Annotated in this window: 9 protein-coding genes; 4 read left to right on the top strand and 5 right to left on the bottom strand. The window is 69.9% G+C overall.

Translation table 11 applies throughout. From position 1 onward, the window contains the following. Positions 1-5: 5 nt before the first annotated feature. The 4 genes from manA to ABIB29_RS13140 form a co-directional block, all read right to left on the bottom strand. Positions 6-1,298, bottom strand: coding sequence for a mannose-6-phosphate isomerase, class I (gene manA / locus ABIB29_RS13155; protein ID WP_354173248.1), 1,293 nt, complete (start codon positions 1,296-1,298; stop codon positions 6-8). Positions 1,299-1,354: 56 nt separating this feature from the next. Continuing rightward, positions 1,355-3,001 carry an LCP family protein gene (locus ABIB29_RS13150; RefSeq protein WP_354173247.1) on the bottom strand — a complete coding sequence of 549 codons (1,647 nt, stop codon included), beginning with the start codon at positions 2,999-3,001 and terminating at the stop codon, positions 1,355-1,357. 10 nt (positions 3,002-3,011) lie between these two features. Then, positions 3,012-3,536, bottom strand: coding sequence for a 5-(carboxyamino)imidazole ribonucleotide mutase (gene purE / locus ABIB29_RS13145; RefSeq protein WP_354173349.1), 525 nt, complete (start codon positions 3,534-3,536; stop codon positions 3,012-3,014). 95 nt (positions 3,537-3,631) lie between these two features. Then, positions 3,632-4,780: a 5-(carboxyamino)imidazole ribonucleotide synthase gene (locus tag ABIB29_RS13140; protein WP_354173348.1), complete on the bottom strand. Its 1,149-nt coding sequence runs from the start codon at positions 4,778-4,780 to the stop codon at positions 3,632-3,634. Positions 4,781-5,080: 300 nt separating this feature from the next. On the opposite strand from ABIB29_RS13140, the gene ABIB29_RS13135 reads away from it, so the two are divergent. Beyond that, the gene (locus ABIB29_RS13135; RefSeq protein WP_354173246.1) at positions 5,081-5,632 is read left to right on the top strand and encodes a GtrA family protein; all 552 of its coding nucleotides are present in this window, start codon (positions 5,081-5,083) and stop codon (positions 5,630-5,632) included. Between the two features lie 60 nt (positions 5,633-5,692). On the opposite strand, the gene ABIB29_RS13130 is transcribed toward ABIB29_RS13135, so the two are convergent. Next, positions 5,693-6,397 carry a TIGR03089 family protein gene (locus tag ABIB29_RS13130; protein ID WP_354173245.1) on the bottom strand — a complete coding sequence of 235 codons (705 nt, stop codon included), beginning with the start codon at positions 6,395-6,397 and terminating at the stop codon, positions 5,693-5,695. Positions 6,398-6,747: 350 nt separating this feature from the next. Here ABIB29_RS13130 and ABIB29_RS13125 point away from each other — a divergent pair, with 350 nt between their 5' ends. The 3 genes from ABIB29_RS13125 to ABIB29_RS13115 are packed head-to-tail and all read left to right on the top strand — an operon-like array spanning position 6,748 to position 12,318. Next, positions 6,748-7,290, top strand: a complete 543-nt coding sequence (locus tag ABIB29_RS13125; protein WP_354173244.1) for a WhiB family transcriptional regulator — start codon at positions 6,748-6,750, stop codon at positions 7,288-7,290. After that, positions 7,290-10,667 carry a glycosyltransferase gene (locus ABIB29_RS13120; RefSeq protein WP_354173347.1) on the top strand — a complete coding sequence of 1,126 codons (3,378 nt, stop codon included), beginning with the start codon at positions 7,290-7,292 and terminating at the stop codon, positions 10,665-10,667. Before ABIB29_RS13125 ends, ABIB29_RS13120 begins: the two co-directional genes overlap by 1 nt. Next, positions 10,660-12,318 (top strand): DUF5719 family protein, encoded by a 1,659-nt coding sequence (locus ABIB29_RS13115; RefSeq protein ID WP_354173243.1) that lies wholly within the window; start codon positions 10,660-10,662, stop codon positions 12,316-12,318. The genes ABIB29_RS13120 and ABIB29_RS13115 overlap by 8 nt, the downstream gene beginning before the upstream one ends. The last annotated feature ends 39 nt before the right edge of the window (positions 12,319-12,357 follow it).

Here is a 12,357-nt window from a genome sequence, read left to right as displayed (position 1 = left end):
GTATCTCAGGCTTTCAGGGCGGTGGTGACGGCAAAGGCCAGGGCGGTCCCGGTGGCACCGGCGGCGGCGTGTGCATTGACCGGCGCCTCGGCCGCGGGCAGGAAGGCGCTCGCACCGCGCTCCAGCCGCAGTTCGCCCTTGGGGGAGTCCAGGATCACCGATCCGGAGACCACGATGATGACCGCGGCTCCCGACTGCGCCAGCGGGACGGGCTCCGCGCCGGGCTCGAGCTCGACGCGCTGCAGCTGGAATTCCTGGAACGGCGGCCGGAAAACCTCCTGTCCCAGCATCGTTGTCTCGGGGCTGAGCATCGGCACGCCGACGGCCTCAAAGGAGACGGTGCGCAGCAGCTCCGGCACATCCACGAACTTCGGGGTCAGCCCGCCGCGCAGCACGTTGTCCGAGGAAGCCATGACCTCGACGCCGAGACCGTGCAGGTAGGCGTGGACATTGCCGGCCGGCAGGTAGACAGCCTGGCCCGGCGCCAGCGAGATCCGGTTAAGCAGCAGTGAAATCAGCACGCCCGGATCGCCGGGGTACTGCGCGTTGAGCGTCACGACGGTGGACAGTTCCGCCTGGTACGGGGCCGTCGGGGCGCCGGAGATCAGGGTTGCCACAATCGCGGCCGTCGCCTCAGCGACGTCCTCGCCGCCGGAGATCAGCCGCTCAAAGGCCGAGCGGAGGGCCGTGGGCTCATCGTGCTGCGCCAGATCCTCCAGCAGCAGCGGAACGAGCGGCGGAAGTTCCAGGCCGGCCAGCTCAAAATCGGCCACCAGCACCTGGAGGACGGCGCGGGTGTCCGCAGCCGGCCGGAAGCCGCACAGCGCCTCGAACGGTGTCAGCGCGAGGATCATCTCCGGCTTGTGGTTCTCGTCCTTGTAATTGCGTTCCGCAGCCGCCCGGTCGATTCCGGCGGCCTCCTCGCGGGCGAACCCTTCCCGTGCCTGCTCGAGGGTCGGGTGCACCTGGAGGGAGAGGGGGGTGTCGGCGGCCAGGACCTTGAGCAGGAAAGGAAGCCGGGGGCCGAACTCGGCCACGCTGTCGCTGCCCAGATGGTGCTCCGGATCCTCCGCGATCAGCGCATCCAGCGCCCGTCGTCCGCCGTCGTCAGCGACCGCGGCGTGGGCGCCCGTCGATCCGGCACCGGCCGGACTGAGTGCCACGGAGGGGGAGTCCGGGTGCGCGCCGATCCACAGCTCCGCTTCCGGCCCGCCGGACGCCGCCCTGCCGAGGAGCCCGGCGATGGCTGTGGTGGAACCCCAGGCATACGGCCGGAGGACATTCTCGAGTTCGTACACTGCCGGGTGTCCCTATCTGTTACGGAAGGCTGCGGGAAAAGACTGGTCGGAAGGAACTACAGCGGCGCGCACTGGCCGTTGGTGGCCACCAGGTTGCGGATTGACTGTTCATCGCCGTTGCGCTTGAACTGGTTGAGCATCTCGACGGTGATCAGCTCGCCGTCCGGCGTGTGGGTTACCGGGGTGAAGTCCGACGGCGACGGCGCGGGCTGGGTGCCGGGCCGGGCCAGGGGCAGCGCACCGGCAGCTGACAGCGGTCCGGGTGCCGCATCCTGCTGGCGGATGCCGTCTTCGGCGGGGCCCGCCTCGGGGGCGGGACCGAGAAGCGCATCGACCTTTTGGTGGATCCGGTCGAAGTCCGGGACCGTGGAGAAGGACGCGTCGAAGTCGGGCGGTCCGATGGTCAGCCGTCTCATTTCCTGGCCCTTGGCCTTCATCGCGAGGTCCACGAAGCTGCCGAGCTGGCTGGCGGAGACGTTGGAGTCCACCACCTTGGTGCCGGCGCTGGCGATGTCCTCGAACTTGGCCAGCAGGGTGGCCGGATCCAGTTGCTTCAGCATGGCCTGCTGGACACACTGCTGGCGCTGGATGCGGGCATAGTCGTCGACGAACTCGCGCGAGCGGCCGTACCAGAGCGCGTGATAGCCATCGAGCGTCTGCTCGCCGGCGCGGATCCAGCCGAGCGGCATGCCGTGGATGCCGTTGGCCTCATCCACCATGTCGCCGCTGAGCGGAACCCAGCCGCCGGCCTTGATCCGGATGCCGCCCATGGCGTCAATGAGTTTGGCGAAGCCCTCCATGTCGACCAGCACATAGGCCTGGACCTTGATGCCCAAGGTCCCGGACACGGCCTCCATCGTGGCCTGCGCGCCGGGGTCGGCAACGCCGGGGTAGAGGTCCTGGTGTTCGTTGGTGACCTCGGTGTTGATGGCGTTGATGAGGCATTCATCGCCGCAGTCATAGCCGTCAGGGTAAAGCGCGCGCATCGGCGAGTCCTCGCTGAACTGCGCGTTCTGCAGGTTGCGGGGCACCGAGATGATGGCGGTCGCGCCGGTCTTGGCATCGACGCTGATGACCGAGAGGCTGTCGGGCCGGCGGCCCGTGCGGTCCGCCCCGGCGTCGCCGCCCATCATCAGGAAGTTGTACCGGCCCTCCGAGGGCTCCATCGTCGGTCCGTTGGAGAAGATGTTGCCGATGGCATCGCGGCTGACGTTGAGCAGGTAGGCGGCGTAGCCGAGCGAACCGCTGCTGAGGATCATGGCCAGCACCAGGGCGACCACGACGGCGGGGCGCACCCCGGGCGCCAGCAGCACGGGACGGATCAGCCGCAGCGTGTTAAGGAAGAGGGCCGCCCAGCCGACCGCCAGCGCCACCATGCCGATGACCAGCAGCAGTGAGGTGATCGGGCTGGTGATCAGGTTGATCAGCGTTGACCGGGATGCCAGGAGGAGCAATGCCGCGAGGATCGCCAGCGCCCAGACGGTGAAGGTGACACGCAGGGCCATCCGCCCCAGCCGCCGGTTGCCCGCGACAATCTGGGCACTGCCGGGCACCAGCAGTGTCATCAGGACCAGCAGGAAGGCACGTTTGGTCAGGACCGGCGCGGTTGCTCCCGAGGGATACCGGACGGGATCCGTGGCGGACGGCGCAGACGTCCGGTTCCGCGGCGAAGGCTGGCGGGAGGTGGCATAACTGTTGGTCATCTGGCGGTCCCTAACGGCTGCCCCGGGTGACGACGTTTGCGTCCGCGAAGACTTCGCTCACCTTCTGCCGCAGATTTGCGCCCTTCCGGGTGGCGACGTCGTTGAGTTCCTGGGCGAAGTTGACCAGTTCGGCGCGGAGCTGGGCGGCCAGCGGATCCGTCCCGGAGGCCAGCATGCGCACTGCCAGCAGGCCGGCGTTCCGTGCCCCGCCGATGGACACTGTCGCGACCGGAACCCCGGCGGGCATCTGGACGATGGAGAGCAGGGAGTCCATGCCGTCGAGGGTCTTGAGCGGCACCGGGACGCCGATGACCGGCAACGGCGTGACGGAGGCGAGCATGCCCGGCAGGTGCGCGGCGCCGCCGGCGCCGGCAATAAGGACACGCAACCCGCGCTCATGGGCCGTCTGGCCGTAACGGATCATTTCCAGCGGCATACGGTGTGCGGAGACGACATCGGCCTCGAAGGGGATTCCGAACTCGGCGAGGGCCTCGGCAGCAGCCTCCATCACGGGCCAGTCGGAGTCCGAGCCCATGACGAGTCCGACGATCGGGGCATCGGCCCCGGCGTCCGCCGTTGCCGGGAACCGGGCCTCCGTGGACTGTCCCGTGCTGCTGCTGTTGCCGCTGCTCATGCGTTCTCCTCGTGTGCTCCCGCTGCGGTGCGGGACTGGGCCCTGCCGTTCCGGATGATGTTGGCGACCGTGGTGGCGCGTTCGCGCACCGAGTCGACGTCGGCCACGGAGCCGCCGACGAGGTTGACATGGCCGATCTTGCGGCCCGGCCGGACGGCCTTCCCGTAGCAGTGGACTTTCGCCGCGGGTTCGCTGGCGAGGGCTGCGGGATAGGCGGAGAACAGATTCTGGTTCTCGCCGCCCAGGAAGTTCTTCATCACCACGACCGGTCCCAGCAGGTCGGTGGCACCCAGCGGCAGATTGAGGATGGCCCGGAGGTGCTGTTCAAACTGGCTGGTCACCGAGCCGTCCTGGGTCCAGTGGCCGGTGTTGTGCGGTCGCATGGCGAGCTCGTTGATCAGGAAGCCTGCTCCGACGCCGGGGGTTTCGAACAGTTCCACGGCCATCACCCCCGTGACGCCGAGTTCGCTCGCGATCCGGAGGGCAGCGTTCTCGGCCGCGGCAGCGACCTCAAGCGGGATGTCCAGCGCCGGGGCGATGACTTCGTCGCAGACGCCGTCGACCTGGATCGTGTGGACCACGGGCCAGGCGCGTGCCTCACCGTCCGGGGTCCGGGCCACCAGGGCCGAGAGTTCGCGGCTGAAGTCCACCTTGGCCTCCGCGAGCAGCGGGGACATCGCCTCGAACCAGTCAGCGGTGTCCGCGGCGTCTGCCGCGGAGTCCACGATGCGCACGCCCTTGCCGTCGTAGCCGCCGCGCGGGGTTTTCAGGACGACGGGCCAGCCGATGTCCTCGCCGAACGCGACCAGCCCGGCGACGTCGTCGACGGCGGCCCAGCGCGGATTGGGCAGCTCCAGCCGGTCAATGGCCGCCCGCATCACGAGTTTGTCCTGGGCGTTGACCAGCGCGTCCGGTCCGGGATGGACGTTCACGCCGGCGCGCTGCAGGGACCGGAGGTGTTCGGTGGGGACGTGCTCATGGTCGAAGGTCAGCACGTCCAGGCCACGGGAGAACTCCAGGAGATGGTCCAGGTCGGTGTAGTCACCGACCGGGGCATTGGCCACGGCTGAGACGGCTGAGACGTCCTCACCTTCGGCGAGGACGCGGAGCTCGAAGCCCAGGGCGGTGGCCGCGGGGGCCATCATTCGGGCGAGCTGGCCGCCGCCAACCACACCGATCACAGGAAAAGTCACATGTCCCAGCCTACCGAAAACCTCGCGATATCCCGGCTTTTGGACGTCCCGGTGCGGGTTCCGGGCGGCCACGGGCCCCTTTTTCGGCAGGGTTGGCGATGGCAGCCCCCGACTTTTTGGCCGGCGTCCGGCCGGCTGCTGAGCTGCGCAGTTGCCGCCGTCGGACCTGTGGGCGGGGCGCGCCCCCGGCAATCGGCGCTAAAATGGGCCGTTGGCCCACTGGCCGACAGTTCAAGAAGGCCACGGAGGGTCATGATTACTACACTCAGCGAGCGCTTGCGCGGGCTCGCCTCGCTCTTCTGGCGCGAAGTGGCCAAGTTCGGCGCGGTGGGCGGCGTTGCGTTCGTCATCGACAACGGACTCACGTACTACCTGATGCACGGCCCGATGACCGACAGCGAGGCCAAGGCCCGCTTTGTCGGCGCCAGCATCGCGACGGTCTTCTCCTGGATTGCGAACCGCTTCTGGACCTTCCGCCACCGCCGCCAGGACAACGTGCTCCGCGAGTTCGGGATGTTCATCCTGATCAACGGCATCGGCATCGGCATCTCCACAGGATTCACCGCCCTCGCCAAGTACGGCTTCGGCGTCACGGACAAGAACATGCTGTTCGCCGCCGGGATCGTTGGCATCCTGGTCGCGACGGTGGTCCGCTTCTTCGCCTACCGCTTCCTGGTCTTCAATAAGGAACTCGACGAAGAGCCGGAGTTCTCGCACGACCACGAAATCATCGAACGGCACCACAGCCCCGCCGTCAAGGATCCCGCCGTCAAGAACTCCGAACGTCCGGGGCCACCGGCGTAGGGGGAGCCGGCAGGCTCGCCACCCGGTTCAGCTGCACCCCCGGTCCAGCTCCCCCCCGGCTCAGCTGCCGTTGATGCGCTCGTCCGCGAGCAGCTTCGCCGTCACCGTGACGTCTGGGTGCACCAGCACCACCGAACCGTCACCCTTCCAGGCGCCCAGGCACTGGGCCAGGGCCGGCTCCAGGCCGTCCCCGGCGGTCACCAGCAGCCGCACTCCTTCGTCGTGCGCGGCCGCGAAGCCGTCCAGCAGGTCACTGTGGGTGTGTTCCGTCCCCGCGGCAGCCGTGACGGCACGCCGTGACGCTTCCGGATCCACGTGCGGCATAAAGACGTCCCCGTGGGAGCGCACCTCGGCGGCGTAGTCCAGGACGCCGGTGGGCAGCTCGCCCTGCCAGCGCATTGCCAGCGCCGGCAGCGCCACAGCCAGGACGGCGTCGAAAGCCCCTTGCGCTGCCCCGGGGCCCGGCTCGCCGGTGGCCAGCAGCTCGGCCGCGGCCTCGTCGAACACGACCTCCATGCCGAGCTGCCAGGCGGCGAGAGCGAGGATCACGGACTTCCAATGCGCCGGCAGATCCAGCCGCAACCGCGTGCCGGGTTCGGCGTCGAGCTCGTCCTGCAGAAGGTTGCTGGTCTTCGCCACCCAGTTGTCCAGCACCCGTCCGGAGAGCTCAACGCGCTCCGATCCCGGCCCGTACCAGGTAAGCCGGGGGGAGGTGGAGTGGCCGGAACGCAGGGCTGTCATCAGGTCGATTGCCGGGATACTCATGGATTCATCTTGCCACGGCGGCTGCGGGTGTGATCTCCGTCATAGGTATCCTGCTGCCGCTCGGCCGGGCTCCTGTACCGAACCGGGAAGTTCCCCGGAAATTCAACAAAATTTCTCGAAAGTGCTCAGCACCCTGATTATTCCGCGCAATCTCCGGGGTGTTGCGCGAAAATCCCGGGCGTGGCGTGCCCCCGCTTTGGGCCTCACGTTGATTATTATCTCCGCCGCGGCTTGACTCCCGGATACTTACACACGTGTAATTAGGTATCGAAGGCCGATGCGCGGAAACCGAAACTCAACCGAGTGTCCACGGGTCAGGCGAAGGCTGCAAAATCAGAGAGGGAACGCCAATGGGGCTAGCAGAGCGTATCCATGAAGAGGCCGTCGTTGCTGGGCAGGCCACGGCCAAATACCGTTCACGCGGAGTGCCGAGCGACTGGTATGTCGATCCGGCCGATCCGGACGCGGCAGACCGCTACAACGAACACACCAAAGACACACTGCAGGACCAGGCGACCGCCTTCCTCGCGGCGCACGACGAACTCCTGTCCGGTCCGGATCAGGACAACGATCTTCACGATCCGCCGATGGAACTCCAGACCCTCCACGCGGGCACCACCACGCAGCCGGTATGGATCGGATTGCCCTCCGAGCAGGACTTCGACGACGAAGGCGAGCTGGGCTGGCAGACGGACGCGCTGTGCGCCCAGACCGACCCGGAGGCATTCTTCCCCGAGAAGGGTGGCTCTACCCGCGACGCCAAGAAGGTCTGCGGGGCGTGCAACGTGCGCTCGCAGTGCCTGGAATACGCCCTGTCCAACGACGAGCGTTTCGGCATCTGGGGTGGCCTCTCCGAGCGCGAGCGGCGCCGGCTTAGGAAGCGAGCGATCTAATTCTTCAGGAAGTACGAGTCACCGCCGTCGTGGTTTCCCACGACGGCGGTGACTTTCTCCCCAGGACCCTCGCGGCGCTGGCGGCTCAAAGCCGGCCCGCGGACACCTGCATCGGGGTTGACACCGGTTCCCGTGACCATTCGGCGACACTCCTCGAACAGGCCTTCGGCACCGCCAACGTCACCGTCTTCGAGCAGGCCCGCAGTGGCATGGGCGCAGCCGTGCAGGCTGGCCTCAGTGCCCTCGCCCCCTGGGACGGCGCCGGCAGGCCCGGGCCGGGTGCAGCCGGCCCCGCGGTCGACTGGATCTGGCTGCTCCATGACGACGCTGCCCCTGCGCCCGGGGCCCTCGCCGAACTGCTCCGCGCCGTCGAACGCGCGCCGTCGGTCACGGTGGCGGGCTGCAAGCAGCTGGACTGGCATTCCGAGCGCCGGCTGATCGACGTCGGACTCTCCACCAGCCGTTGGGCCGAGCGGCTGACCCTCATCGAAGCCGACGAGCTCGACCAGGGACAATACGACGGACGCAGCGACACGTTCGCGGTCAACTCCGCCGGTATGCTGGTCCGCCGCGACGTCTGGGAGGAGCTTGGCGGGTTCGACCCGGCACTGCCGGGAAGCGGTGACGACGTCGACTTCTGCTGGCGCAACCGGCTGGCAGGACACCGGGTGGTGGTGGTCCCCAGTGCCAGGATGTTCCACGTCTCGCACCGCTTGCATGCCCTCGGCAACGCGGCGGCGGCCCGCAAAGCCCAGGTGCATCTGCGGCTCAAGCACGCCCCCGCCTGGAAGGTGCCGCTGCACGCGGCCGGAGCCCTGCTGGGCAGCATCTTCAAACTGGTCCTGAGTATCGCGGTCAAGGATCCGGGACACGGTTTCTCTCAGCTCCTGGCAACATTCGGCGCACTCTCACGTCCCGCGGCCGTGGCCCGGGGCCGGCGTAACGCCGCCCGGACGCGCCGCATCCGGCGTTCCGTCATCAAGGGGCTGCAGACCCCGCGGCGCGAGGTCTGGGCGCACCGCCGCTCACTGATGGAAGCCCTTGGGGCTGACGACTCCGGGGAAAACCCGGGCGGAAACGATCTGCTGGCCGAACAGCCCACCGGCGACTCGGCGGACGACTTCGCCGCACTCACCACCTCCGAGCGGGGCTGGGTGGGCAACGGCGCGATGCTCGCCATCCTGCTCACCACCGCGGCCTCCGTGATCGGCCTGCTGAGCCTGTTCCGGGCCGACGCTGTCGCCGGCGGAGCGATTATTCCCCTCTCGCTGCGGCTGGGCGAGATCTGGAACCATGCCTCCGGCTGGTGGATCACGCTCGGCGCAGGACTTCCCGGCCACGGCGACCCCTTCGCCTACGTGCTGTGGGTCCTCGGTATGCTCGGCGGCGGCAACGCCAACAGCGCCCTTGGCGCACTGCTCATCCTGGCCATGCCGCTCTCCGCCCTCGGCGCCTGGTTTGCCGCCGGTGCGCTGACGCAGCGACGCCGGCTCCGGCTGGCCGCCGCGCTCCTCTGGGCCGCAGCGCCGGCCCTGCAGGTGGCGCTCAACCAGGGACGCGTCGGCGCCCTGGTCGCCCACGTCATGATGCCGCTGCTGGTGCTGGCCCTGCTGCGGGCCACCGGCACTGCCGCGGGACGCGGGCGCTACGCCGTACCTGCCCCCGGCGAGCGGCGCTTCACCGAGGCGCCCCCGGTGAAACCCGGCATCAACGGCACCCCCTCCTGGACCGCGGCCGCCGCGGCCGGGCTGGCGCTCGCCGCCGTGACCGCGGCGGCCCCCTCGCTGCTGCTGCCCGGCATAGTGCTGGTGGCACTGTGCGGCACGCTCCTGGGCCGTCGCGGCCGAACCGTGTGGTGGGCACTGCTCCCCACCCTGGCGTTGTTCGCGCCGTTCCTGGCCTCCACCATCGACCGGCCCCGCGCCCTGCTCGCAGACCCCGGCCTGCCGCTGGGCTTTGACGCGGCACCGCTGTGGCAGCAGGTCCTGGGCCAGCCGCTGCGCTTCGCGGCCGACGGCGGCGTCACCGGCCTTCCGGTGTTCGGGCCAGACTCCGCCGTGCCGTGGGCACTCCTGCTTTCCCTGCTGATCGGACTGCCCGTCCTGCTCCTGGCCGTGGCTGCCCTGTTCCTGCCGGGCCGTCCGCCCCGGATTGCCCGCGCCCTCTGGACCGCGGCACTGCTGCTGCTGGCCGGCGGCTGGCTCAGCAGCCAGGTCGCCACCGGGGTCAGCGCCGACGTCCTGGTCACTCCCTTTACCGGACCGGCCGTGTCGGCCGCGGCCTTTGCCCTCCTGGGGGCGTCCCTTCTCGGCGCGGCCGGCCTGCTGGACTCCGCTGACCGGGCTGCCGCCGCAACGGCGGGCCGCAGAATCCTGGTCCGCGGCGTCGCTGTCACGGCCATGATCCTGCTGCTGGCCGGCCCGGTGGCCGGCCTTACGGTGTGGGCCGCGCAGAACGTTTTGCCGCAGTCCGCACCGGCTGCCGGAGCGCCCGGCACGGATTCCCTGGGAGCCAGGAAGCTGGTGCAGCCGGCCGAGCCCCGGACCCTCCCGGCAACGGCCATCGACCGCGGCCAGGGGCCGGAACAGTCCCGCACCCTCATCATCTCCACCGGTGAAAACGGCACGTTTGACGCCGCGCTCATGCGCGGCGCCGGTACCACCCTGGACTCCCTGTCCACGATTGCCGCCGCCCGCCCGATCATGGGGGAGCCGGGCCAGGAGACGGTCCGTGACGACGACGCCGTCGTGGCCTCGCTGCGCAACGTCGTGGCCACCATCGTGGCCGGCCAGGGCGTCGATCCCCGCGCCGAGCTTGAGCAGCTCGGCGTCGGATTCGTGGTCCTGCGGTCCGCCGACACCGCGGCCCAGTTGACCGCCAGCCGGATGGACGCCGTCCCCGGCCTCGTCGGCGTCGGCAAGACCGACGTCGGCTGGCTCTGGCGGATCAGCCCACTGAACCAGCCCGTCATCGAGGCCGCCGCCGTCGCGCACCGCGTGCGGATCGTTGACGGCGCGGGCGCAACCGTCGGGCTCGTCCCGTCCCAGGCAGTGTCCGCCGACGCCGCGGTGCCCGCCGGGCCGGATGGACGCCTCGTGGTGCTGGCCGAACGCGCCGATCCGGGCTGGAGCGCCTGGCTCGACGGCCGCCGTCTCACCGCCACCACCTCCGGCTGGGCGCAGGCCTTCACCCTGCCTGCCGAGGGCGGGCAGTTCAGTCTCCGCTACGAAGCTCCCTGGGCCATTTGGACGGGCGTTGCCCAGGCCGTCATCATTGGCCTGACCGTCCTGCTGGCCATCCCCATGCCTGCCCGCCGGCCGAACACCGGCCTCTCCAGGGACGAAGGCTCCCTGCGTAAGGAACATCAACATGCCTAGGGACGACTTCCCCGACGAATCCGCCAACGACGCCCCAGCCGTGCCGCTGCTCCCGGGGCTGCCCGGGCGTACGCGGGCACGGCGGCTGGGCGGCGTCCTCACCGCTGTCGTCCTCGTCGCTGCCGGCGGCGGATTCGTTTCCGCCACGGCGCTGACTCCGCAGGGCCCCGGCAGCAGCAGACCCATCGCGGCACCTTTGGCGGCGGTCCCCGCGGGCAGCAGCGTCGGCGTCTGCCCTGGCCCGGCCCGGCTCCTCGAAGGCGCCCCCGTGGGCACCGATCCGCAGTTCAGCCCGGAGTCCGCCACCGCCAGGAGCGACGTCAACGCCCTGGTGCTGGGCTCCAGTGCAGGTGTCCTGCCCGGCAGCAGGCTCGCCTCGCTGACCGGCAGCACCCTGGTGGAACTCGCCAAAGCCGCCCCGGCGTCCGAAAGCCCGGCCACGCCCAGGCCCTCGGCCGCCGCGCCGCTGGCCGGTGTCGTGTCCCAGCAGGGTGTCGACGACGTGACTGTCCTGAGCGCCGACGCCGAGGCCGACCGCCAGCCCTCCGCGGGAGCCGTCATGCGCTACACCGCTGAGGACGGCGACCTCCGTGGTTCGGCGGCCACAGCCTGCCAGCAACCCGGCAACGACCTCTGGCTGGTCGGTGCGAACACTGCGCTCGGCCGGACGGCCGTGCTGAAGCTCAGCAACGCTTCCAGCAGCCCCGCCACGGTCAGCCTCGAACTCTTCGGCGCCGACGGCCAGATCCAGGCCCCGGGCAGCCGGGGACTCCTCGTCGCGCCGGGCACCACCCGCTCCGTGATCCTGGCCGGCCTCGCCCCAGGGCAGGAGCGGCTCAGCGTCCGGGTCCGCAGCGCCGGCGGGCCGGTGGCCGCACACATCCAGCAAAGCGTGTTGCGGGGACTGACGCCCGGCGGAGTCGAGTTTATCGCCCCGGCCACCGCACCTGCCCTGCGCCAGGTGATCTCCGGTGTCGACATCCAGGACCCCGCCGGCGTCGCGGGGCTCACCGGCCAGTCCGGCTTCGCGGATGCCGGACCGGCCCTGCAGCTCACGGTGCCAGGCTCCGCCGATGCCGTCATCGCGGTCAAGGTCTTCGGACGGGACGGCCAGAAGGCCCTGCCCGGCGGCGGAGTGGTGACGGCGAAGGCCGGATCCGTCACCGAGGTCCCGCTCTCCGGCGTGCCGGCCGGGCCCTACACCGTGTCCGTCAGCTCGGACGTTTCCTTCACCGCGGCGGCCCGCGTCACCAGGGGACTCAAGGCCGAGGACGCCTCCGACTTCGCATGGTCACCGGCGTCGGCGCGGCTGGGGAGCCAGCACGTGGTTCCGGTCCCCGGCTCAGGTGAGCGCTACCTTATTTTCGGTGCTCCCGAGGGCCGGGCCACTATCTCCTACACCCCGGTCACGGCGGACGGCAAGATCCACGCGGCCGCCGCCGCCGACATCGCCGGTGGCACCACAGCGTCCATCAGGATCCCGTCCGACGTCGAAGGCTCGCAGCTGGTTGGCTACCTCGTGTCCGCCGCGGGAGATCCCGCCTACGGGGCGGTCCTGCTGCAGCAGGACGGCAAGCAGGACATCTCAACGATCGCCATTGCTCCCGGGGCAGCGGGCCAGGAGCAGGTCCCCGTCACACTCAGCTACTGACCGTATCCAGGGTGCCGGCCGTGCCCGGGGCAGCGATGC

The organism is Arthrobacter sp. UYEF36, from assembly GCF_040547025.1.
In the GTDB taxonomy this organism is placed as follows: Bacteria; Actinomycetota; Actinomycetes; order Actinomycetales; family Micrococcaceae; genus Arthrobacter.
This window is presented reverse-complemented; position numbering and strand designations above follow the sequence as displayed.

Excerpts from the sequence above, each read along its gene's own strand:
- ABIB29_RS13150 (WP_354173247.1), bottom strand. The coding sequence starts at position 3,001 with ATGACCAACAGTTATGCCACCTCCCGCCAGCCTTCGCCGCGGAACCGG.
- ABIB29_RS13130 (WP_354173245.1), bottom strand. The coding sequence starts at position 6,397 with ATGAGTATCCCGGCAATCGACCTGATGACAGCCCTGCGTTCCGGCCAC.
- ABIB29_RS13125 (WP_354173244.1), top strand. The coding sequence starts at position 6,748 with ATGGGGCTAGCAGAGCGTATCCATGAAGAGGCCGTCGTTGCTGGGCAG.
- ABIB29_RS13140 (WP_354173348.1), bottom strand. The coding sequence starts at position 4,780 with ATGATGGCCCCCGCGGCCACCGCCCTGGGCTTCGAGCTCCGCGTCCTC.
- purE (WP_354173349.1), bottom strand. The coding sequence starts at position 3,536 with ATGGGCTCGGACTCCGACTGGCCCGTGATGGAGGCTGCTGCCGAGGCC.
- ABIB29_RS13135 (WP_354173246.1), top strand. The coding sequence starts at position 5,081 with ATGATTACTACACTCAGCGAGCGCTTGCGCGGGCTCGCCTCGCTCTTC.
- ABIB29_RS13115 (WP_354173243.1), top strand. The coding sequence starts at position 10,660 with ATGCCTAGGGACGACTTCCCCGACGAATCCGCCAACGACGCCCCAGCC.